The organism is uncultured Pseudomonas sp. (assembly GCF_913777995.1).
Taxonomy (GTDB): domain Bacteria; phylum Pseudomonadota; class Gammaproteobacteria; order Pseudomonadales; family Pseudomonadaceae; genus Aquipseudomonas.
Genome location: NZ_CAJYVE010000020.1, coordinates 64614 through 87741, shown reverse-complemented (window position 1 = coordinate 87741; position 23128 = coordinate 64614). Strand labels below are relative to the sequence as shown.

At 64.6% G+C, this 23128-nt stretch carries 18 protein-coding genes; 3 read left to right on the top strand and 15 right to left on the bottom strand.

All coding sequences use genetic code 11. The features are described from left to right. Nucleotides 1-1218 carry a type II secretion system F family protein gene (locus QZ497_RS08555; protein WP_295473118.1) on the bottom strand — a complete coding sequence of 406 codons (1218 nt, stop codon included), beginning with the start codon at nt 1216-1218 and terminating at the stop codon, nt 1-3. A 2-nt stretch (nt 1219-1220) separates the two neighbouring features. Continuing rightward, on the bottom strand, nt 1221-2918 hold the full coding sequence (gene pilB, locus QZ497_RS08550; protein WP_295473116.1) for a type IV-A pilus assembly ATPase PilB: 1698 nt from the start codon (nt 2916-2918) through the stop codon (nt 1221-1223). 223 nt (nt 2919-3141) lie between these two features. Here pilB and QZ497_RS08545 point away from each other — a divergent pair, with 223 nt between their 5' ends. The 3 genes from QZ497_RS08545 to QZ497_RS08535 all read left to right on the top strand — a co-directional run bounded on the left by QZ497_RS08545 (nt 3142) and on the right by QZ497_RS08535 (nt 5837). Continuing rightward, nucleotides 3142-3567: a prepilin-type N-terminal cleavage/methylation domain-containing protein gene (locus tag QZ497_RS08545; protein WP_295473114.1), complete on the top strand. Its 426-nt coding sequence runs from the start codon at nt 3142-3144 to the stop codon at nt 3565-3567. A 181-nt stretch (nt 3568-3748) separates the two neighbouring features. Continuing rightward, entirely contained in the window at nt 3749-4096 is a 348-nt protein-coding gene (locus tag QZ497_RS08540; protein WP_045483578.1) for a cupin domain-containing protein, read from the top strand. Between the two features lie 340 nt (nt 4097-4436). Next, the gene (locus QZ497_RS08535; RefSeq protein ID WP_295473111.1) at nt 4437-5837 is read left to right on the top strand and encodes an amino acid permease; all 1401 of its coding nucleotides are present in this window, start codon (nt 4437-4439) and stop codon (nt 5835-5837) included. A gap of 193 nt (nt 5838-6030) precedes the next feature. Here QZ497_RS08535 and QZ497_RS08530 read toward each other — a convergent pair whose 3' ends face one another. From QZ497_RS08530 to QZ497_RS08470, 13 genes are all read right to left on the bottom strand, one after another. Beyond that, nucleotides 6031-6624 (bottom strand): LysE family translocator, encoded by a 594-nt coding sequence (locus tag QZ497_RS08530; protein ID WP_295473109.1) that lies wholly within the window; start codon nt 6622-6624, stop codon nt 6031-6033. Between the two features lie 44 nt (nt 6625-6668). Beyond that, complete coding sequence (locus QZ497_RS08525) at nt 6669-7508, bottom strand: AraC family transcriptional regulator (RefSeq protein WP_295473107.1); 840 nt, start codon at nt 7506-7508, stop codon at nt 6669-6671. Nucleotides 7509-7711: 203 nt separating this feature from the next. Then, on the bottom strand, nt 7712-8890 hold the full coding sequence (locus tag QZ497_RS08520) for an acetyl-CoA C-acetyltransferase (RefSeq protein WP_295473105.1): 1179 nt from the start codon (nt 8888-8890) through the stop codon (nt 7712-7714). A 99-nt stretch (nt 8891-8989) separates the two neighbouring features. Next, nucleotides 8990-9856: an oxygenase MpaB family protein gene (locus QZ497_RS08515; protein WP_295473103.1), complete on the bottom strand. Its 867-nt coding sequence runs from the start codon at nt 9854-9856 to the stop codon at nt 8990-8992. A gap of 189 nt (nt 9857-10045) precedes the next feature. Then, nucleotides 10046-11983 (bottom strand): acetate--CoA ligase, encoded by a 1938-nt coding sequence (gene acs / locus QZ497_RS08510; protein WP_295473101.1) that lies wholly within the window; start codon nt 11981-11983, stop codon nt 10046-10048. Nucleotides 11984-12106: 123 nt separating this feature from the next. Continuing rightward, entirely contained in the window at nt 12107-13081 is a 975-nt protein-coding gene (locus QZ497_RS08505; protein WP_295473099.1) for a peptide ABC transporter ATP-binding protein, read from the bottom strand. Beyond that, the gene (locus QZ497_RS08500) at nt 13081-14049 is read right to left on the bottom strand and encodes an oligopeptide/dipeptide ABC transporter ATP-binding protein (protein WP_295473098.1); all 969 of its coding nucleotides are present in this window, start codon (nt 14047-14049) and stop codon (nt 13081-13083) included. The genes QZ497_RS08505 and QZ497_RS08500 overlap by 1 nt, the downstream gene beginning before the upstream one ends. Nucleotides 14050-14059: 10 nt before the next feature. Further along, nucleotides 14060-14968: an ABC transporter permease subunit gene (locus tag QZ497_RS08495; protein WP_295473236.1), complete on the bottom strand. Its 909-nt coding sequence runs from the start codon at nt 14966-14968 to the stop codon at nt 14060-14062. Between the two features lie 28 nt (nt 14969-14996). After that, nucleotides 14997-16007 carry an ABC transporter permease subunit gene (locus QZ497_RS08490; RefSeq protein ID WP_295473096.1) on the bottom strand — a complete coding sequence of 337 codons (1011 nt, stop codon included), beginning with the start codon at nt 16005-16007 and terminating at the stop codon, nt 14997-14999. 115 nt (nt 16008-16122) lie between these two features. Next, nucleotides 16123-17703 (bottom strand): ABC transporter substrate-binding protein, encoded by a 1581-nt coding sequence (locus tag QZ497_RS08485; RefSeq protein ID WP_295473234.1) that lies wholly within the window; start codon nt 17701-17703, stop codon nt 16123-16125. Between the two features lie 57 nt (nt 17704-17760). Then, complete coding sequence (locus QZ497_RS08480) at nt 17761-19359, bottom strand: ABC transporter substrate-binding protein (RefSeq protein ID WP_295473094.1); 1599 nt, start codon at nt 19357-19359, stop codon at nt 17761-17763. Nucleotides 19360-19574: 215 nt separating this feature from the next. Beyond that, nucleotides 19575-21197, bottom strand: a complete 1623-nt coding sequence (locus QZ497_RS08475; protein WP_295473092.1) for an ABC transporter substrate-binding protein — start codon at nt 21195-21197, stop codon at nt 19575-19577. A 276-nt stretch (nt 21198-21473) separates the two neighbouring features. Continuing rightward, nucleotides 21474-23075, bottom strand: coding sequence for an ABC transporter substrate-binding protein (locus QZ497_RS08470; RefSeq protein WP_295473090.1), 1602 nt, complete (start codon nt 23073-23075; stop codon nt 21474-21476). Nucleotides 23076-23128: the final 53 nt, after the last annotated feature.

The window sequence follows — 23128 nt, the reverse complement described above, 5'->3', positions numbered from 1 at the left end:
TCAGACAGCGGCCCCCAGCTTGAAGATCGGCAGGTACATGGCAATCACCAGGCCGCCGACGATGACCCCGAGCACCGCCATGATCATCGGCTCCATCAGTGTGGTGAGGCTGTTGACCATGTTGTCGACCTCGTCTTCGTAGTAGGTGGCGACCTTGTCGAGCATGGTGTCCAGCGCGCCGGACTCTTCGCCGATGGCGGTCATCTGAATGGCCAGGCTGGGGAACACGTTGACCGTGCGCATCGAGAAATTCAGCTGCATGCCGGTGGCCACGTCTTGCTTGATCTTGTTCACCGCATTGCGAAACACCACGTTGCCGGTGGCGCCGGCCACCGAGTCCAGCGCCTCCACCAGCGGCACGCCGGCCGCAAAGGTGGTGGCCAGGGTCCGGGCATAGCGCGCCACCGAGGACTTGAAGATCAATGGGCCGATCAGCGGCACTTTGAGCAGCCCGCGATCGATACGGTCGCGAAAGGCCTGCGACTGCTTGTAGCCGCGGCGGAACAGTACGATGCCAAGAACCAGCCCGATGAGGATGATCAGCCACCATTCCTGCACGATCTCGGACAGGCCGATGACCATCAGGGTAAAAGCCGGCAGCTCGGCGCCGAAGCCCTGGAACACCGACTGGAACTGCGGCACCACCTTGAGCAACAGAATGGCCGAAACGATGAAGGCCACCACCATCACCGCTGCCGGGTAGGTCATGGCCTTCTTGATCTTGGCCTTGAGCGCCTCAGTCTTTTCTTTATAAGTGGCGACGCGGTCGAGCAGGCTTTCCAGCGCACCGGCCTGTTCGCCGGCGTCCACCAGGTTGCAGTACAGGTCATCGAAGTACTGCGGTTTGCGCCTCAGCGCGGTGGCGAAGCTGTTACCGGCGGCGACGTCCTGCTTCAGGGCTTCGACCAGGCTGCGCATGGCCGGTTTTTCCGCGCCTTCGGCAATGATGTCGAAGGCCTGCAGCAGCGGCACGCCGGCTTTCATCATGGTCGCCATCTGCCGTGAGAAGAAGGCGATGTCCAGCGGTTTGATTTTCTTGCCGCGGCCGCCGAACAGCGAGGTGCTCTTCTTGCGCACCTTGGTAGGGTTGATGCCCTGCTTGCGCAGCAGCGCCTTGACCAGCGCCAGGTTGTGGCCTTCCAGCTCGCCGCTGACCTTGTTGCCCTTGCGGTCGCTGCCTTCCCAGGTGAAGGTGACGATTTTGGCTTGCTTGGCCATGTTCAGTCCTTGGTGACCCGGTTGATTTCTTCCAGGCTGGTGACGCCCTGCATGACCTTGTGCAGGCCGGAGGTGCGCAGGTCATTGAAGCCGTCACGGCGCATCTGCGCGGAAATCTCCAGGGCGTTGCCTTCTTCCATGATGATCTTTTCCAGTTGCGGGGTCTTTTTCACCACCTCGTAGATGCCCACGCGGCCACGGTAGCCGCCATTGCAGTGGTCGCAACCCACCGGTGCATAGAGGGTGAAGGTGCCGAGCTGCGCTTCGCTGAAACCTTCCTTGAGCAGCGTGTCGTGGGGCACATCCACGGCCTTCTTGCAGTGCGGGCACAGCTTGCGCGCCAGGCGCTGGGCGATGATCAGGTGGATCGAGGTGGCGATGTTGAACGCCGCCACGCCCATGTGGTGCAGGCGGGTCAAGGTTTCCGCCGCGCTGTTGGTGTGCAGGGTGGAGAGCACCAGGTGGCCGGTCTGCGAAGCCTTGATGGCGATCTCGGCGGTTTCCAGGTCACGGATCTCGCCGACCATGATCACGTCCGGGTCCTGACGCAAGAAGGCGCGCAGGGCCTGGGCGAAGTCCATGCCGTAGCGGGCGTTGACGTTGACCTGGTTGATGCCTTCGAGGTTGATCTCCACCGGGTCTTCGGCGGTGGAAATGTTGATGCCCACGGTGTTGAGGATGTTCAGCCCGGTGTACAGCGACACCGTCTTGCCCGAGCCGGTGGGGCCGGTGACCAGGATCATGCCTTGCGGCTGCTTGAGCGCCTCCAGGTACAGGGCCTTCTGTTCCGGCTCGTAGCCCAGGGCGTCGATGCCCATCTGCGCGCTGGCCGAGTCGAGGATCCGCATCACGATCTTCTCGCCCCACAGGGTCGGCAGGGTGTTCATCCGGAAGTCGATGGCCTTGCTCTTGGAAATGCGCAGCTTGACCCGGCCGTCCTGCGGCTTGCGGCGTTCGGAGATGTCCAGGCTGGCCATGACCTTCAGGCGCGCGGCAATACGCCCGGCCAGCTGGATGGGCGGGCGCGCCGCCTCGTGCAGGATGCCGTCGGTGCGAAAGCGCACGCGGTAGGTCTTTTCATAGGGCTCGAAGTGCAGGTCCGATGAGCCGAGGCGGATGGCATCCAGTAGCATTTTGTTGACGAAGCGCACCACCGGCGCGTCTTCGGCGTCGGTTTCGGCGCTGAGGGCGGTTTCCTTTAGGTTATCGCTGGGCTCCAGGTCGAGGTTGAGGTCGACGTCGCCCATGTCGCCCAGGGCCGCGCCGCTGTCGAAGAAGCGCTCGATGGCGTCGCTGAGCTTGTCGTCCTCGACCAGGATGGCCTCGGTGTTCAGGCCAGTGCTGAACTGGATATCGGTGACCGCCTGGTGGTTGGACGGGTCGGAGACGCCGATGAACAGCTTGTTGCCGCGCCGCCACAGGGGCAGGGCATGGTGCTGGCGCACCAGCTTCTCGCTGACCAGGCTCTTGGGCTGGCTGTCCTTGTCCAGGCTGTTGAGGTCCATGAACGGCATGCCGAACTGCTCGGCAGCCACTTCGGCCAACACCCGGCTGCCGACCAGCTTGTGCTGCACCAGGTAGCTGACCAGAGAAACCTTGTCGCGGCGTGCCTGCTGGGTGGCCTGTTGCGCGGCTTTTTCGCTAAGAAGCTCGGACGCGACCAATTGCTTGGCCAGACCGCTGAGAACGACATCGGACATAGAACCACCAGACACAGACAGTGGGAGGGTTATAACGCAGTCGAGCGACGCTGCCAAATGACGACGCCATGAGTGACAAAAAATGTCAGTTTGTGCGGAATGTTGATGCGGCAGCGCCAGTCTAGAGCGGGTTTCGACACGCAGATGTGATGGATGTCACCTTGGCATGCCCTGTGCTTTTGTCCTGTCAGGCACCCTTTCCTTGACGCCTGGAGATGCGCAGATGAATGCACAAAAAGGTTTTACCCTGATCGAGCTGATGATCGTCGTGGCGATCGTCGGCATTCTGGCTGCGGTTGCGATTCCTTCGTACCAGAGCTATACCCGTAAAGCCGCTTACACCGAAGTTCTTTCAGCGATGGGCGCGGTTAAAACGGCGGTAGGTGTTTGTGCCGCGCAAAGTGGTGTCGCTGCGTGTAACACTGCTGGCGCTGTTGGCCTTACTCTGCCCTCGGGCAACACCGCTGGCGCGGTTAACACCATCACGATTGGCGATAACGGTGTGATCACCGCCACTCCTAATGCTTACAAAGGTATCGCGACTTCCGACACCTGTGTCCTTACTCCAACCGTTGCTACTGATGGCACCAAAGTCACTTGGGTTTACAGTGGCGCATGCGTGAATAATGGATATGTCAAAGCTACCTGAATGTAGCTAAGTTTTGCGACAGCCCTGTTTTACAGGTTGTTTGATGAGCCCGCCCGAGTGCGGGCTCATTTCTTTTCCGCCGCTATACGCAATCAGCAAACCCAACGTCGCCCCCAGTCACTCCCCCTCGTCCTACCCCCGGTACTCTGCGCTGACTTTTCAACCACCCCGGGCGCCGTCCATGAGCCAGAAACCCATCACCGTCCTGCGCGACACCACACCCTTGCCTGTCGTCGATGCCTGCAAATGGGAGCGCATCGAAGGTGAGCCGCATACCGTCAACCTCAATGCCTACACTTCCGAAGATGGCTCGAAGATCATGGGCACCTGGATCTGCACGCCGGGCAAATGGCGGGTCGAATACGTGAAGTGGGAATACTGCGACTTCCAGGAAGGCTATTGCATCATCACCCCGGACGGCCAGGAGCCGATCCACCTCAAGGCCGGTGACAAGTTCATCGTCGAAGTCGGCATGAAAGGCACCTGGGAAGTGGTCGAGACCGTGCGCAAGTACTTCGTCTTCGCCTGATTCCGCGCATCACCCCTCATTCGCTTCAACCTCCTTTCGATGGCCGCCAGACTCGCGGTGGCCATCGGTTTTTTTCTGTCTGACCGGTGCGGCTTCAGCCGCGATGGCCTACAGCCAGATTCTTTTCCACGCCTTTTATCGCCCCGCCTGGTCATGTCGTGATTGGTTTCGGTCACGGCGTATTCGAGCAACAGCCCCCGTGTATCCGGCGGTTAAGGTGGCGGTGCTTTTTCATTGGCGTGCGTTGTCGTGTTTTCGATGTGCCACAGCGTGTAAGGTGCGCCGTTTCCAGGGTGCTGCCCCGGCTGCATCCGCAGACAAAAAGAGAAGAACAAGCACCATGATCAGCCCTGATTCCAACGGCCAGCTGGCGCAAGGCTTCAAGCCGCGCCATGTGACCATGCTCTCGATCGCCGGCATCATCGGCGCCGGCCTGTTCGTCGGCTCCGGCCACGCCATCGCCGCCGCCGGCCCGGCCACCATCCTTTCCTATTTCTGTTCCGGCCTGCTGGTCGTGCTGGTCATGCGCATGCTCGGCGAAATGGCGGTCGCCAACCCGGACACCGGCTCGTTTTCCACCTACGCCGACCAGGCCATCGGCCCTTGGGCGGGCTTCACCATCGGCTGGCTGTACTGGTGGTTCTGGGTATTGGTTATTCCCATCGAAGCCCTGGCTGCTGGCCACGTGCTGCACCAGTGGTTTCCCCAGGTGGATGCCTGGTTGTTCGCCTTGCTGTCCATCGTGCTGCTGGCGGCCACCAACCTGTTCAGCGTGGCCAAGTACGGCGAGTTCGAGTTCTGGTTCGCGTTGTTCAAGGTCACCGCGATCATCGGTTTCATCAGCCTGGGCTTCGCGGTGCTGATGGGCTGGGTGCCGGGGCGTGAGGTCAGCGGCCTGAGCACGCTGATGCAGAACCACGGTGGCTTCGCCCCCAACGGCTGGTCGGCGGTGGTCGGTGCGTTCATCACCGTGATGTTCAGCTTCATCGGCACCGAGGCGGTGACCATCGCCGCCGCCGAGTCGGCCAGCCCGGCACGCAACATCGCCAAGGCGACCCGTTCGGTCATCTGGCGTATCGGTGTGTTCTACATCCTCTCGGTGTTCGTGATCATCTCCGTGGTGCCGTGGAACGACCCGCAGTTGACCGTGGTGGGTTCCTACCAGCGGGCGCTGGAAATCATGGATATTCCCTTCGCCAAGTTCATGGTCGACGTGGTGGTGCTGGTCGCCGTGGGCAGCTGCATGAACTCGTCGATCTACATCTCCTCGCGCATGCTGTTCTCGCTGGGCAAGCGTGGCGAAGCGCCGGCGGCGGTACGCAAGACCTCCGGGGTGGGCGTGCCGCGCATGGCGGTGTACGCCAGCACGGTCATCGGCGCGATCATTACCGTGGTCAGCTATTTCGCCCCTGCCGGGCTGTTCGAGTTCCTGCTTGCCAGCTCCGGGGCCATCGCCCTGCTGGTGTACCTGGTGATCGCCATTTCGCAACTGCGCATGCGCCGCATGCTGACTCGGCAGAACGTCGAGATCGCCCTGCCGATGTGGCTGTTCCCCTGGCTGACCTACGCGGTGATCCTGTTCATTTCCGGCGCCCTGGTGGTGATGATGTTCACCCCCGAGCACCGCGCGGAAATCACTTCGACCATCAGCCTGGCCCTGGTGATTTCGCTGATCGGCATCTTCGTCGCCGGCCGCCACGGCCACGCCCAGCGGCCTGCGACGCTGCCCGAGGCGGACTGACTCGCCGTGAACCCAGCCGCGGCTGGACCGGTAAGAGCGGCTTTAGCCGCGAATGGGCCAAGAAGTTTCCTGCATTTGCTGTGAACATGCGGTCGCTTCGCGACTGAAGCCGCTCCTACCCGGTCTAACCGCACCGTATTGGCTTTAGCCGGGATGGGGTGCAGGATTTCGCGGCTGCAGCCGCTCCCAGGCCTCAGGCCAGCAGGCCCACCCAGGCCGACCCCAGCAACAGCAGCGCCATGCAGCGGTTGAAGCGCTGCATGGCCTGGGGTGAGTCCAGCACCCGCATCACGCCCTGGCCAAGCAGCGCCCAGGCCGCCAGGCAGGGTATGGCCACCAGGCAGAACAGCGTGGCGTACAGGCCGTAATCGGCGGCGCTGGCCTGGGCACCGGCGAATACGCTGACCACCGCCAGGGCCATCATCCAGGTCTTGGGGTTGATGGCCTGCAACCCGGCACCGCCCCAGGCGCCCATCACCTGGCCGCCAGTCTGCGCGCTGACCGCCGCCGGTGCGCTACGCCACAGTTGCCAGGCCAGCCGGCTGATCCACAGCGCGCCGGCCCAGCCCATCAGGCGTTGCAGCCAGGGCAGGTTCTGCAGCGCTTCGCCCAGGCCAAGCCCGACGAGAAAGACGATCAGCGCCGCACCCGCGCAGGCCCCCAGGGTCAGGCGCAAGGCGGTGCCCAGGCCGTGCAGGGCGCTGTGGCTGAGCACCAGGATGTTGGTCGGGCCGGGGGTGATCGAGGCGACGAAAGCGAACAGCAGGAAGGGCAGGTACTGGGTCATCGGCAGGCTCCTTGAGACGTGCCGCTATTCTCGGTGCCTGCTGCCTAGCGGTCTGGAAGGTTTGTGCAATGCCTGCAATAGCCGGCCGGGCTGAGGCCGTAGGCGCGGCGGAACCAGCGGCCCAGGTGGCTCTGGTCGGCAAAGCCCAGCGCCGCAGCGACGTCCGCCGGGGTCGAGCCCTGGCGCAACAGGCGCCGCGCCAGGCTCAGGCGCAGTTGCACCAGGTAGGCGTGGGGTGCCAGGCCGTAGGCGGCCTTGAAGGCCCGCGACAGGCGAAAGCGATCGGTGCCGGTGGCCGCCGCCAGGTCGTTGAGGCCGATGTCCTGCTCGACATGCGCGTGCAGGTATTCTCTGGCGCGCATCGCCACCGCCGGCAGGTGCGGGCTGCGCTGCTCGACGCGGCGCCAGTGCAGCGCCGCGCTGAGTGCTTCCAGCAGCCTGTCCAGTGCGGCATGGCGCACGATGCGCAGGTCCTGGCCATGCAGGGCATTGAAGGCTTCGGCGATATGCCTGACCAACTGCGGCTCTTCGGCCAGGGTATGGGCAAAGCCGGGCAGGCAGTCGTCGGGTGCGTCTTCGAACAGCGCCTGCATCTGCCCCCGCAGCCAGTGCGGTTGCAGATACAGCGTGGAGTAGGTGAAGCCGCCTGGCGCTGGCGCATGGCCGTCGTGGATTTCGCCTGGCTCCAGCAGAAACGCCTGGCCCGGCGTGCTGCTGTGCAACTGGCGGCGGCAGTGGAACTGCTGCACGCCCTGCTCGGTGAAACCCACCAGGTAGCTGTCGTGCCAGTGCGGATCGTAGGCATGGCCGGTGAAATGGGCACGGATGGTCTCGATACCGGTTTCGGTATCCAGCCTGAGACTGATCCAGCGGTCTGTGCCCATGTGCTACTGCCCGTTCATTCACCAGCCAGGATTTTCGCGCAAGGCCTGGCGCCTCGATCTAGAAGATTTGTGCAACCTTCGCGCTGACGGCGTCTGGCCGGCAGGCGCTTCAGCCGCGAAAAGCTTCCCGGCTGAAGCCGGTCCTACCGGTCAAGGCGCGCCGTGGGCGCTAGCGGCGAAATGGCCGATGCAACGCCACAGCCTCAGCGCGCCAGGGCCAGTGCCACACCCTGGCCGCCGCCGATGCACAGGGTGGCCAAGCCCTTGTGCACGTCGCGGCGGATCATTTCGTGCAACAGGGTCACCAGCACCCGGCAGCCCGAGGCGCCGATGGGGTGGCCGAGGGCGATGGCGCCACCGTTGACGTTCAGCCGCTCGGGGTCGAACCCGAGTTCCTTGCCCACCGACAGCGCCTGGGCGGCGAAGGCTTCGTTGGCTTCGATCAGCTCCAGCTCGTCGAGGCTCCAGCCGGCCTTCTGCAGGCAGCGGCGGGTGGCGCTGACCGGGCCGATGCCCATGATCGCCGGGTCGACGCCAGCGCTGGCGTAGGCTGCCACTTTCGCCAGCACCGGCAGGCCCAGTTGCTCGGCCTTGGCGGCGCTCATCAGCAGCACCGCTGCTGCACCGTCGTTGATCGACGAGGCATTGCCGGCGGTCACCGTGCCGTCTTTCTTGAACGCTGCCTTGAGCTTGCCCAGGGTCTCGGCGGTGGTGCCGGCACGCGGCTGCTCGTCGGTGTCGAAGCGCAGCGGCTCGCCCTTGCGCTGGGGGATCATGATGGGGGTGATTTCGGCAGCGAAGCGGCCGGCCTCGATGGCGGCCAGGGCCTTCTGCTGCGACGCGGCGGCGAAGACGTCCTGGGCGGCGCGGTCGATCTGGTACTGCTCGGCCAGGTTTTCGGCGGTGATGCCCATGTGGTAGTCGTTGAAGGCGTCCCACAGGCCGTCGCTGATCATGGTGTCGACCAGGTTGGTGTGGCCCATGCGCAGGCCGGTGCGTGCGCCGGGCAGCACATAGTTGGCCAGGCTCATGTTCTCCTGGCCGCCGGCGATGACGATGTCGGCGTCGCCGCAGCGGATCGCCTGGGCGGCCAGGTGCAGGGCCTTGAGCCCCGAGCCGCAGACCTTGTTGAGGGTCATGGCCGGTATGCTGAACGGCAGCCCGGCCTTGACCGCAGCCTGGCGGGCGGGGTTCTGCCCGGCGCCGGCGGTGAGCACCTGGCCCATGATCACTTCGTCGACCAGCGCGCCGTCGAGCCCGGTGGTTTCCAGCAGGCGACGGATCACCGCCGCGCCCAGGTCCACGGCCGGTACGCTGGCCAGCGAGCCCTGGAAGGTGCCGATGGCGGTGCGGGTGGCGGCTACGATAACGACGTCTTGCATGCTGCTGCTCCTGATTGTTCTTGGCGAGTTGGGCGGTGCGTGGCACATCTTGGCACAGATGCTCGCCAGTGGCGCCGTGGGAACCGACCGGTCATCTCATTACCCGGCCATGCGCCGTCGGGCGCGATGCACCGAGCCGTTGCGCACGGCCCAACGCAGCAGCGGTGCCACCTGGCGTACGGCAGCGCGGACCAGTGCGCGCTTACGCGGGCTCTGCTGGCGCCCGAGCATGGCGCTGGCCCAGTCTGGCAGCAGGTCGATGCCGGCCTGCATCATCAGCTTGCCGAACGGCGCCACCAACGGATTGGGCGCCGGCTCAGCGAGCAGCAGGCGCACCACCTCATGGCTGCGTGCGTCGCACAGCAGTTCGCTGCGCATCCGCGTGAGGTAGGCGTCGATGGCCTGGCGCGATTGCGGCACGTCGCGGGCGCCAAGCAGCTGTGCCACGCGGGCGGTCTCGGCGAAGTAGGTGTCCTGCTCGGCCAGCGACAGCTGCGGGTTGAGGTAGCGCAGGTGGGCGGCCATGAAGCTGCTGACCTCCGCCACATGCACCCAGGTCAGCAGGTGCGGGTCGCTGGCGGCATAGGGCCGGCCGTCGGGCGCGGTGCCGGTGATCTGCAGGTGGATGCGCCGCACCTTGTCGATCAGCCATTCGGCATCACGGGTCGAGCCGTAGGTGGTGCCGGAGATGAACTGCCCGGTGCGGCGCAGGCGGCCGAGCATGTCCTGGCGGAAGCTGGAATGGTCCCACACCCCGGCCAGCGCCAGGGGGTGCAGGGCCTGCAACATCAGCGCGCTGATGCCGCCGATCAGCATGCTGGTGAAGTCGCCGTTGACCCGCCAGCACACTGCCTCGGGGCCGAACAGCCCGGGGTCGCCCTTGGGGTTTTCCAGGTCCAGCTGGCCCAGGGCCAGGCCCGTGAGGTTGAGCACCTGGGCTTCGAGACGACGGCGAATGAATTCCATGATGACCGATAAAAAGCGAAGACCGTCGCAGGATAGCGGCGTCGGCTGATGGGCGCGAGTCTGCTGGTGAAGCCTGGGCCGGTGGCGGGAGCGAGCTGGCTCGCGAAAAATGCCGCACTCGGATGCCCGAGCCAGCGCGCTCCCATAGGTCATTTCTTATCCGTCACTGCTTCACAACCAGGCGCCTGCTCAGCGGTTCAGGCGCTTGTCGATCAGCTCATCGACCACGCTCGGGTCGGCCAGGGTCGAGGTGTCGCCGAGGCTGTCCAGTTCGTTGCAGGCGATCTTGCGCAGGATGCGCCGCATGATCTTGCCCGAACGGGTCTTGGGCAGCGCCGGTGCCCACTGGATCAGCTCCGGCTTGGCGAAGCTGCCGATCTCGGCGCTGACATGCGCCAGCAGTTCCTTCTTCAAGGTCTCGTCAGGCTCTACGCCGTTGATCGGGGTGATGAAGGCGTAGATGCCCATGCCCTTCACATCATGCGGGTAACCCACCACCGCGGCTTCGGCGATGCTGTCGTGCAGCACCAGGGCGCTTTCCACCTCGGCGGTGCCGATACGGTGGCCGGACACATTGAGCACGTCGTCGACCCGCCCGGTGATCCAGTAGTCGCCGTCTTCGTCGCGGCGTGCGCCGTCGCCGGTGAAGTAGTAGCCGGGGTAGGGCTTGAAGTAGGTGTCGACCATGCGTTGCGGGTTGCCGTACACGCTGCGGATCTGCCCCGGCCAACTGGCCTTGATCGCCAGCAGGCCGCTGCCGGGGCCCTGGATTTCCTGGCCTTTGTCGTCGAGCAGCACCGGCTGCACGCCGAACAGCGGGCGCGTGGCGCAGCCGGGCTTGATGCGTGGATCGCCGACCAGCGGGCTGAGCATGATGCCGCCGGTCTCGGTCTGCCACCAGGTGTCGACGATCGGGCAGCGTTCCTGGCCGACCTGGCGGAAATACCACTCCCAGGCTTCCGGGTTGATCGGTTCGCCGACGCTGCCCAGCACCCGCAGGCTGGCCCGCGAGGTGCTCTGCAAGGGGCCGGGTCCTTCGCGCATCAGCGCACGCAGGGCGGTGGGCGCGGTGTAGAAGATGTTCACCTGGTGCTTGTCGATCACCTGCCAGAAGCGCGAGGCGTCCGGGTAGTTGGGCACGCCTTCGAACATCAGCGTGGTGGCGCCGTTGGCCAGTGGGCCGTAGACGATGTAGCTGTGCCCGGTGACCCAGCCGACGTCGGCGGTGCACCAGAAGATCTCGCCGTCCTGGTAGTCGAATACATGCCTGTGGGTGAGGGCGGCCTGCAGCAGGTAGCCACCGCTGGTGTGCAGCACGCCCTTGGGTTTGCCGGTGCTGCCCGAGGTGTAGAGGATGAACAGCGGGTCCTCGGCGTCCATCGGCTCGGGCGGGCAGTCGTCGCTGATGCCGTGCAGGGCCTCGTGGTACCAGAGGTCGCGGTCCTTGACCCAGTCGATCTCGCCCTGGGTGCGTTCGACCACCAGCACGGTGCTGACATCCGGGCAGCTTTTCAGCGCCTTGTCGACGTTGCTCTTGAGAGGAATGTACTTGCCGCCGCGCACGCCCTCGTCGGCGGTGATCACCGTGTGGCAGTCGGCATCCAGGATGCGGTCGCGCAGCGCCTCCGGCGAAAAGCCGCCGAACACCACCGAATGCACCGCACCGATGCGCGCGCAGGCCAGCATGGCGTAGGCGGCCTCGGGGATCATCGGCATGTAGATGCACACGCGGTCGCCTTTTTTCACTCCGCGCCGCTTGAGCACGTTGGCCAGCCGCGCCACGTGGTGGTGCAGCTTGCGATAGGTGATCTCGGCCGATTCGCCGGGGTTGTCGCCTTCCCAGATGATCGCCGGCTGGTCGCCACGGCTGGCCAGGTGGCGGTCGATGCAGTTGTAGCTGACGTTGAGCCGGCCACCGGCGAACCAGCGGGCCTGGCCGCTGTGCAGGTCGGCCTGGCAGACCTCGGTGAAGGGCGCCTGCCAGTCGAGCAGGGCCTTGGCCTGTTCGGCCCAGAACTGCTCCGGCTGGTCCACCGACTGGCGGTACAGGCGCTGGTAAGCCTCGGGGCTCAGGCTGGCGGCACGACGCACTGCATCAGCCTGGGGGAAATCGCTGATCTCGAACATGACGGCTTCCTTGTTCTTGGTGGCTTGCAAGAAGGTGCTTACAAGAATAGGAGCTGTTCGCGATTCAAGGGGTTCAACCGCACCCGCGGTGGCGAAACCGCGGGGCAGGTGGGGAGGGGCGGGTCAAGCGGCGACGAATTGCTCGGCGTGGTGGCAGGCCACCTGGCGGCGGTCCAGCTCACGCAGTGCGGGCACCTCGATGGCACAGCGCTCGGTGGCATACGGGCAGCGCTTGTGGAAGGCGCAGCCCGGAGGCGGATTGAGCGGGTTGGGCAGCTCGCCGGCGATGCGGATCTTCGGCTTCAGCGGGTCGGGGTGAATCGCCGGGGTGGCCGACAGCAGCGCCTGAGTGTAAGGGTGCAGCGGACGCTCGTAGATGGCTTCCTTGGGGCCCATTTCCGCCGGGCGGCCCAGGTACATGACCAGCACCGTGTCGGCCACGTGGCGCACCACCGAGAGGTTGTGGGAAATGAACACGTAGGCGGTCTGGAACTCGGCCTGCAGGTCCATGAACAGGTTCAGCACCTGAGCCTGGATCGACACGTCCAGGGCCGAGGTCGGTTCGTCGGCCACCAGGACCTTGGGCTGCAGCATCATCGCCCGTGCCAGGGCGATACGCTGGCGCTGGCCGCCGGAGAACATGTGCGGGTAGCGCTGGTAGTGCTCGGGGCGCAGGCCCACCTGGCTCATCATCGCCTGGACCCGCTCGCGGCGCTCGGCACGGCTGAGGTCGGTGTTGATCAGCAGCGGTTCGCCCAATTGGTCACCGATCTTCTGCCGCGGGTTGAGCGAGGCGTAGGGGCTCTGGAAGACCATCTGCACGTCACGGCGCAGTTGCTTGCGGTCCGCCTTGCTGGCCCCGGCGACTTCACGGCCGGCGATCTGCAGCGAGCCGGACGACGGCTCTTCGATGAGGGTCAGGGCGCGGGCCAGGGTGGATTTGCCGCAGCCGGACTCGCCGACCACCGCCAGGGTCTTGCCGGCTTCCAGTTCGAACGACACGCCATTCAGGGCACGCACAGTGGCGTTGCCCTTGAACAGCCCCTGGGAGACTTCGTAGTGGCGATGCAGGTCGCGGGCAGTCAGTACGACGCTCATCACGCCACCTCCTGGTTCAAGGGATAGAAGCAGCGCGCCAGGCTGTGGGCCTTGGCATCCAGCGCCGGGCGTTGCGTGCGGCAGTTGTCCTGCACGTAGGGGCAGCGCGGTGACAGCAGGCAGCCCTGTGGCCGGTCATAGCGGCCCGGCACCAGGCCGGGCAGGGTGGCCAGCCGTTCGGCGCCCAGGCTGTGTTCGGGAATCGCCGCCAGCAGCGCTTCGCTGTAGGGGTGTGCAGGCATGTCGAACAGGCCGGGCACCTGGCCGACCTCGACCGCCTGGCCGGCGTACATCACGCACACCCGCTGGGCGGTCTCGGCCACCACGGCCAGGTCGTGGGTAATCAGCACCAGAGCCATGTCCTGCTCTTTCTGCAGGCTCAGCAGCAGCTCCATGATCTGCGCCTGGATGGTCACGTCCAGGGCGGTGGTCGGCTCGTCGGCGATCAGCAGCTTGGGTTCGCCGGCGATGGCCATGGCGATTGCCACACGCTGGCTCATGCCGCCGGACAACTGGTGCGGGTAGGCGTCCAGGCGCTGGGCAGCGCCCGGAATCTCGACCTTCTCCAGCAGTTCCAGGGCGCGCTGGCGCGCGGCCTTGCCGGACAGCCCGAGGTGCTGACGCAGCACTTCGATGATCTGGTAGCCCACGGTGTAGCTGGGGTTGAGCGCGGTCATCGGGTCTTGGAAGACCATGGCCAGGTCTTTGCCGATGATCCTGCGCCGTTGCCGGGCGCTGAGGCTCAGCAGGTCCTGGTTGTCGAAGCGCAGGGCGTCGGCCTGGATGATGCCGGGGTGATCGATCAGGCCCATCAGCGCCATCATGGTCACCGATTTACCCGAGCCGGATTCGCCGACGATGGCCAGCACTTCGCCGCGCTCTACGCTCAGCGACAGGCCATCGACCACGGGCACGGCATTGGCGTCGCCGAAGCGCACGCTGAGGTTGTTGATTTCAAGCAGGGACATGTCGGCCTCCTCAGAGCGCGTTCTTGAGTTTAGGGTCCAGCGCGTCGCGCAGGCCGTCGCCCATCAGGTTGATTGCCAGCACGCTGAGCAGAATGGTCAGGCCCGGCAGGCTCACCACCCACCAGGCGCGTTCGATGTAGTCGCGTGCCGAGGCCAGCATGGTGCCCCACTCCGGGGTTGGCGGTTGCACGCCCAGGCCCAGGAAGCCCAGGGCGGCGGCGTCGAGAATCGCCGAGGAAAAGCTCAGGGTGGCCTGCACGATCAGCGGCGCCATGCAGTTGGGCAGCACGGTGATGAACATCAGGCGTGGCAGGGTGGCGCCGGCCAGACGCGCGGCGGTCACGTAGTCGCGGTTCAGCTCGCCCATCACCGCAGCGCGGGTCAGGCGCACGTAGGACGGCAGCGAAACGATGGCGATGGCGATCACGGTGTTGATCAGGCCGGGGCCGAGGATGGCGACGATGGCTACCGCCAGTAGCAGCGAGGGCAGGGCCAGCATGATGTCCATCAGGCGCATCACCGACGGGCCGATGAAGCGCGGGAAGAACCCGGCCAGCAGACCCAGCAGGATGCCCGGAATCAGCGACATGACCACCGACGACAGACCGATCAGCAGCGACAGCCGCGCGCCGTGGATCAGCCGCGAGAGCAGGTCGCGGCCCAGCTCGTCGGTGCCGAGGATGAACTGCCACTGGCCGCCCTCCAGCCAGGCCGGTGGGGTGAGCAGGAAGTCGCGGTACTGCTCGCTCGGGTCGTGTGGGGCGACCCAGGGCGCGAACAGCGCGCTGAACACGATCAGCAGCATGAAGGCCAGGCCGGCCACCGCGCCCTTGTTGCGGGCGAAGGCTTGCCAGAATTCTTTCAGTGGAGAGGGGTAGAGCAGGCTCTGGTCGACCACGCTGGTCGCGGCCTTGCTCATGACTGGATGTTCGCTCATGGCATTGACCTCAGCGTTGATGACGGATGCGTGGGTTGGCCAGGCCGTAGAGGATGTCCACCACGAAGTTGACCAGGATCACCAGGCAGGCGATCAGCAGGATGCCGTTCTGCACCACCGGGTAGTCACGGGCGCCGATGGCTTCGATCAGCCATTTGCCGATACCGGGCCAGGAAAAGATGGTCTCGGTGAGCACCGCACCGGCCAGCAGCGTGCCGACTTGCAGGCCGAACACGGTCAGCACCGGGATCAGTGCGTTGCGCAGGCCGTGGACGAACACCACGCGGGCTGGCGACAGGCCCTTGGCGCGAGCGGTGCGCACGTAGTCTTCGCGCAGCACTTCGAGCATCGACGAGCGGGTCATGCGCGCGATCACCGCCAGCGGGATGGTGCCCAGCACGATGGCCGGCAGAATCATATGGTGCAGCGCATCGAGGAACGCGCCCTGTTCGTCGCTGAGCAGGGTGTCGATGAGCATGAAACCGGTGACCGGCGGGATGTCGTAGAGCAGGTCGATGCGCCCCGACACCGGGGTCCAGCCCAGCGACACCGAGAAGAACATGATCAGGATCAGGCCCCACCAGAAGATCGGCATGGAATAGCCGGTCAGGGAAATGCCCATCACCCCGTGGTCAAACAGCGAGCCGCGTTTGAGCGCCGCGATCACCCCGGCCAGCAGGCCGACGGTGCCGGCGAACAGCAGCGCCGCCAGGGACAGCTCGACGGTGGCCGGGAACAGCGACAGGAACTCGCGCCATACGCTCTCGCGGGTGCGCAGCGACTCGCCCAGATCGCCTTGGGCCAGCTTGCCCACGTAGTCGATGTACTGTTCATAGAGGGGCTTGTTCAGGCCCAGGCGCTCCATGGCCTGGGCGTGCATTTCCGGGTCGACCCGACGTTCGCCCATCATCACTTCCACCGGATCGCCAGGGATCAGGCGTATCAGGGCGAAGGTCAGCAAGGTGATCCCGAAAAAGGTGGGAATCAGCAACCCCACCCGGCGGGCAATGAAACTCAGCATTTCTTGGTGTTCCTCTTCGGCCGGTCAGGCAAATCCGCCGTGGCCTGGCCACGCAGCACCGGAGTAGGGTGGCTGCGCGGCTGGCCGTTCCTGTCGGAGTCGGCGGTGTCGTTATCTACTTCACGCTCGTGGTCGTGAAGTTGTTGTTGGTCAACGGGCTGATGTGGAAGCCGTCGACGTTTTGCCGTCTTGCGACGAACAATTTGGGGTATGCCAGGCTGATCCACGGCAGCTCGCGGATGAAAACCCGCTGTGCTTCTCCGTAGAGGTCGGCCCGCGCGGAAGGTTCGTTGCTGGCGCGCGCGGCGTTGATCGCCGCTTCGAACTCGGGGTTGCACCAGCGCGCGTAATTCTCGCCATTGCGCGCCGCTTCGCAACTGAGCATCGGCGTGAGGAAGTTGTCCGGGTCGCCGTTGTCGCCGGCCCAGCCGGCGAACACCATGTCATGTTCGCCGCTCTTGGCGCGGCGCAGCATCTCGCCCCATTCCATGACGCGAATGTCGACCTTCAGGCCGATTTTCGCCAGGTCGGCCTGCAGCATCTGCGCGCCCAGGGACGGATTGGGGTTGGTGACCCCGCCGCCATTGCGGGTGAACAGGGTGAACACCTGGCCCTCGGGAACGCCGGCCTCCTTGAGCAGTGCCCTGGCTTTCGCCAGGTCCGGGGCCGGGTTGCGCGCCTGATGGTCGAAGCCCAGCAGTGTCGGCGGGTACGGGCCGACCCCGGCAGTGGCCTTGCCGGCGCCGAACAGCGCGTCGATGAAGGCCTGCTTGTCGAATGCCAGATTGATCGCCTGGCGGACCCGCAGGTCCTTGAGCCAGGGCTTGCTGGTGTTGAAGGCCACGTAGCTGACCATCATGGCTTCCATTTCGTCGATGGCCAGTTTCGGGTCGGCCTTGATGGTCTCGATGTCATCCGGCTTGGGGTACAGCGCTACCTGGCATTCGTTGGCCTTGAGCTTCTGCAGCCGGGTATTGCTGTCCAGGGTGATGGCGAAGATCAGCGCTTCGCTGGGCACCGGGCCTTTCCAGTAGTGCGGGTTGGCCTTGAAGCGGACCTGGGCGTCCTTGGCGTAGCGAGTCAGGATGAACGGGCCGGTGCCCACCGGGCGGCTGTTGAGCTGCTCCGGCTTGCCGGCCTTGAGCAATTGATCGGCGTACTCGGCCGAGTAGATGGCCGTGAACGGCATGGCCAGGTCGCGCAGGAACGGCGCTTCGGCGCGCGTGAGGGTGAAGCGCACGGTGTGCTCGTCGAGCTTTTCTACCTGCTTGATCAGCTGGCCGAAGCCCATGCTTTCAAAGTACGGGAAGCCGATCGAGGTCAGCTTGTGCCAGGGGTGGGCCGGGTCGAGCTGGCGCTGAAAGCTCCATAGCACGTCGTCGGCGTTCATCTCGCGGCTGGGGGTGAAGTAGTCGGTGGTGTGGAATTGCACCCCACGGCGCAGATGGAAGGTGTATTGCAGGCCATCGTCGCTGATCTCCCAGCGCTCGGCCAGACCGGGCACCGGGTCGGTGGTGCCGGGGGCGAAGGCCACCAGGCGTTCGAGCAGGGTTTCCGCCGAGGCGTCGGCGGTCACCGCGGTGGTGTACTGGGTGATGTCGAAGCCTTCGGGGCTGGCTTCGGTGCACACCACCAGGGGCTTGGCCAGGGTGACACTGGCGGCGCAGGACAGCGCCAGGGCCAGTGGCCAGTGCAGGAATGTCGGTTTCAAGGTCGGTGCTCCTTTGCTCGCCCGTGAGTCATGCCCGGCGGATCAGTCCGCCAGGCTCACGCCGAAAAAGCTGTTGCGTCCGAAAGGGCTGACTTCGAAGCCCTGGACATTGGCCCGCAGCGGCTGGCTGACGGTGGAGTGGGCGATAGGCGTGATCGGCACCTGCTGCTTCAGGTAGCGTTGCGCCTGCTGGTACAGCGCGGTGCGCTTGTCGCGGTCGGTGGTGGCAATCGCGGCCTTGATCAGCTTGTCGTACTGCTCGTCGCACCACATCGAGTAGTTGTTGCCGCCGATGGCGGCGCAGCTGTAGAGGGTGCCCAGCCAGTTGTCCGGGTCACCGTTGTCGCCGGTCCAGCCGATCAGCGAAATGTCGTGTTCGCCGTTCTTGGTGCGCTTGAGGTATTCGCCCCATTCGTAGCTGACGATGCGTACCTTGATGCCCACCTTGGCCCAGTCGGCCTGGAGCATTTCGGCCATCAGCCGCGCGTTGGGGTTGTAGGGACGCTGCACGGGCATGGCCCACAGGGTCAGCTCGGTGCCTTCCTTGACCCCGGCGTCGCGCAGCATCTGGCGCGCCTTGTCCGGGTCGAAGGGCGCGTCCTTGATGCTGCTGTCATAGGACCATTGGGTCGGCGGCATGCCATTGACCGCCAGTTGCCCGGCGCCCTGGTAGACGGCGTCGAGAATCGCCTGCTTGTTCACCGCCATGTCCAGCGCCTGGCGCACCTGCAGGTTGCCCAGCGGCGCGTGGCGCACGTTGTAGCTGATATAGCCGAGGTTGTAGCCGGGGCTTTCCAGGACTTTCAGCTGTGGGTCCTGCTTGAGCGCGGGGACGTCGGCCGGACGCGGGTGCAGGGTGACCTGGCATTCGTTCTTGCGCAGCTTCTGCAAGCGCACCGATGGGTCGGTATTGATGGAGAAGATCAACTGGTCGAGCTTGACCTGCTGCGGGTCCCAGTAGTCCGGGTTGCCCTTGTAGCGGATCTGCGCGTCCTTCTGGTAGCGCTGGAAGGTGAACGGCCCGGTGCCGATCGGCAGCTGGTTGATGTCGCGAGCCTTGCCGGCGGCCATCAGCTGCTCGGCGTACTCGGCGGAGAGAATCGAGGCGAAGTTCATCGCCAGGTTCTGGATGAACGCGGCATCGACGGTATTGAGGGTGAAGACCACGGTCATGGGGTCGGTCTTTTCCACCGAGCGGATCTTCTTGTCCAGGCCCATGCCGGTGAAATAGGGGAATTCAGTGGGGTAGGCGACACGGAACGGATGGTCTGCCTTGAGCATGCGGTTGAACGTGAACAGCACGTCATCGGCATTGAATTCGCGGCTTGGCTTGAACTGCGCGTTGCTGTGGAACTTCACGCCTTCACGCAGGTGAAAGGTATACACCAGGCCGTCGGGGGAAACGTCCCAGGACTTGGCCAATGCCGGCACGGCGACGGTGCCGCCCTTTTCGAATTCGGCCAGGCGGTTGTACAGCGGGTAGGCGGCATCGCCGTCGGTGGCCGAGGTGTACTGGGCGTTGTCGAAGCCCGACGGACTGGCTTCGGAACAGAACACCAGGCTGTTGGCGGCGATGGCGGCGGGAGAACCGGCCAGCAGGGCCAGGCTGATGAGTGATGTCTTCATGATGATCGAGCGCATGATTTTCCCTTTCTCATGGCACAGGCGAGTCGGGTGCTCGTCTTGGCCGTGGGCTCGTCACGCCATGCCTGGGGCCGGCGACTTGAGCGTTGCACTGTATGTCGGACGATACGTGCGGTATGTCGGTCCAATGGATGCAAGTCTTGTAGGAAACGTCTTTGGAGCGGTTCCGGACACGGCGCCTGGCAAGCGGCTCCATGTCCGGAACCCGTGCATCACTTCACGCCCACGCCATAGAAGGAGTTGAGGCCGAACGGGCTGATCTTGAAGTCCAGCACGTTGGCGCGCATCGGCTGGTACACGGTGGAGTGCGCGATGGGGGTCATCGGTACCGCGTCTTTCAGGATGTGCTGCGCCTGCTTGTACAGCACGGTGCGCTGGTCCTGGCCCGGCGTGGACTTGGCCTGCTTGATCAGCTTGTCGAAGGAGGCATCGCACCACTTGGAGTAGTTGTTGCCGTTGACCGCGTCGCAGCCGAACAGGGTGCCCAGCCAGTTGTCCGGGTCACCGTTGTCGCCGCTCCAGCCGATCAGCATGGCGCCGATTTCGCCGGCCTTGGCGCGCTTGAGGTACTCACCCCACTCGTAGCTGACGATCTTGGCGTTGATACCGATCTTCTTCCAGTCGGCCTGGATCAGCTCGGCCATCAGGCGCGCGTTGGGGTTGTACGGACGCTGGACCGGCATCGCCCACAGGGAGATCTCGGTGCCTTCCTTGATGCCGGCTTCCTTGAGCAGGGCCTTGGCCTTCTCCAGGTCGTACGGGGCATCCTTGATGGTGGTGTCGTAGGACCACTGGGTCGGCGGCATGGCGTTGACCGCCAGTTGCCCCGCGCCCTGGTACACCGCGCTGATGATCGCCGGCTTGTTGACCGACATGTCCAGCGCCTGGCGCACTTTCAGCTGGGCCAGCGGGTTGGGGGCATCGCTGCCCTTGACCTTGTCGGAGACGTTATAGGCGATATAGCCGAGGTTGAAGCCGGCCTGCTCGGGCATCTGCAGGTTCTTGTCGGCCTTGAGACCTTCGAGGTCGGCCGGGCGCGGATAGGCGGTGACCTGGCATTCGTTGCGCTTGAGCTTCTGCATGCGCACCGACGGGTCGGTGGTGATGGCGAAGATCAGGTTGTCGACGCGAACGTCGGAAGGGTTCCAGTATTCCTTGTTGCCGGTGTAGCGGATGTTGGAGTCCTTCTGGTAGCTCTTGAACACGAACGGGCCAGTGCCGACCGGCTTCTGGTTGATCTCTTCGGGCTTGCCTTCCTTGAGCAGCTTGGCGGCGTACTCGGCGGACTGGATCGAGGCGAAGCTCATGGCCAGGTTCTGGATGAACGCGGCGTCGACGGTGTTGAGGCTGAATTTGACCGTGTAGTCATCGAGCTTTTCGATCTGCTTGATGTTGGTGTCCATGCCCATGTCGGTGAAGTACGGGAACTCGGTCGGGTAGGCCTTACGGAACGGCTGGTCCTTGTCGATCATGCGGTTGAAGGTGAACAGCACGTCGTCGGCGTTGAAGTCGCGGCTAGGCTTGAACCACGGGGTGGTGTGGAACTTCACGCCCTTGCGCAGGTGGAAGGTGTAGGTGAGCAGGTCCGGAGCGATGTCCCAGCTGGTCGCCAGGCCCGGTACGACAGCGGTGCCACCACGCTCAAACTGGGTCAGGCGGTTGAAGATCGTTTCGGCACTGGCATCGAAATCGGTCCCGGCCACGTACTGGGCAGGGTCGAAGCCGGCAGGGCTGCCTTCGGAGCAGAACACCAGGTTACCGGCGGCCTGTGCGAGGGGCGCGCCGGCCAGCAGGCCGGCACTGACGAAAAACGGAACAAGCGCGTGTTTGAGCATGTTGGCCTCAATTTATTGTCACTTTGGATTCGGGCAGCAATGCGCTGCACCAGAAAGGGCGTCATGCAGGGTATATACCCAAATTGGAAAACTGACGTCAGATAAGCGCGCCAGGATGGGACGTTCGTACAGGAATGTCGCAAATGTGTACAAAGTCTGCCCGGTTGATCGTTTGCGCGGCGGAGTTTACGCCTAACGTGCATCAAAATGTATCGGGCCGGTGTGTACGATGCACCCGAATGGGGCCCGGTGTGTTACCGGGCCCGCAGGGTGGGGTCAGCGGCTCAGGCTCACGCCGTAGAAGGGCGTCAGGCCGAACGGGCTGATGCGGAAGTCCTGCACTTCCTTGCGCATGGGCTGGAACACCCGGGAGTTGGCGATCGGGGTGATCGGCACCTGGGCCTTGAGGATCTGCTGGGCCTGCTGATACAGCTTGATGCGCTCGTCGCGGTTGCTGGTGGTCTTGGCCTGGGTGACCAGCTTGTCATAGGCCGGGTCGCACCACTTGGCGTAGTTGCTGCCCTTGACCGCCGCGCAGCTGTACAGCACGCCCAGCCAGTTGTCCGGGTCACCGTTGTCGCCGGTCCAGCCGTAGATCATCACGTCGTGCTCGCCGGCCTTGGCGCGCTTGATGTACTCGCCCCACTCATAGCTGACGATGTTGGCCTTGATGCCGATCTTGTCCCAGTCGGCCTGAATCATCTGCGCCGAGAGCCGGGCGTTGGGGTTGGAGGCGCGCTGCACGGTCATGGCCCACAGGTTGATCTGCGTGCCGGGGGCGACGCCGGCTTCCTTGAGCAGTTGCCGGGCCTTTTGCGGGTCGTGCGGGGCGTCCTTGATCTTCGGATCGAAGCCCCACTGGCCGGGCGGCAGAGCGTTTTCGGCGAGTTGCCCGGCACTGCGGTACACGGCCTTGATGATCGCTGGCTTGTCGATGGCCATGTCCAGTGCCTGGCGCACTTTCAGCTGGTCGAGCGGCGCATGGGTCACGTTGTAGGCCAGGAAGCCCAGGTTGAAGCCCGGCTGGCTGAGCACCTTGAGATTCGGGTCCTTCTCGGCCACCTCGATGTCTTCGGGGCGCGGGTAGCCGCTGACCTGGCATTCGCCGGCCTTGAGCTTCTGCAGGCGCACGGCGGCGTCGGTGTTGATCGAGAAGATCAGGTTGTCGATCTTCACGTCTTCGGGTTTCCAGTACTGCTTGTTGGCGGTGTAGCGGATCTGCGCGTCCTTCTGGTAGCGCTTGAACACGAACGGCCCGGTGCCGATCGGCTTCTGGTTCAGCTCGCCGGCCTTGCCTTCCTTGAGCAGCTTGGCGGCGTACTCGGCAGACTGGATCGAGGCGAAGCTCATCGCCAGGTTCTGTACGAAGGCGGCATCCACATTGTTGAGGTTGAAGCGCACGCTGTAGTCGTCGAGCTTCTCCACGCTCTTGATCGTGGTGTTCAGACCCATGTCGGTGAAGTAGGGCGATTCCGAAGGGTAGGCCTTGCGAAACGGCTGTTCGGGGTCGAGCAGGCGATTGAAGGTGAACAGCACGTCGTCGGCATTGAAGTCGCGGCTGGGGGTGAAGTAGTCGGTGGTATGGAATTTCACGCCCTTGCGCAGGTGGAAGGTGTAGCTCAGCCCGTCACTGGCCACCTGCCAATCGGTGGCCAGCCCCGGTTCGACCTCGGTGCCGCCACGCTTGAACTGGGTCAGGCGGTTGAACACAGTTTCCGCCGAGGCGTCGAAGTCGGTGCCGCTGGTGTACTGGCTGGGGTCGAAGCCGGCGGGGCTGGCCTCGGAGCAGTACACCAGGGTACTGGCGGCCTGGGCCAAGGGCGCGCAGGCCAGCAGTGCGGTGGTCAGCAGCAAGGGTTTGAAGACGGTCTTGTCCATGAATTCCCCATCGTCGGGCGTGGATTGGCGTGTCGATGGAGCATGCCGCACTG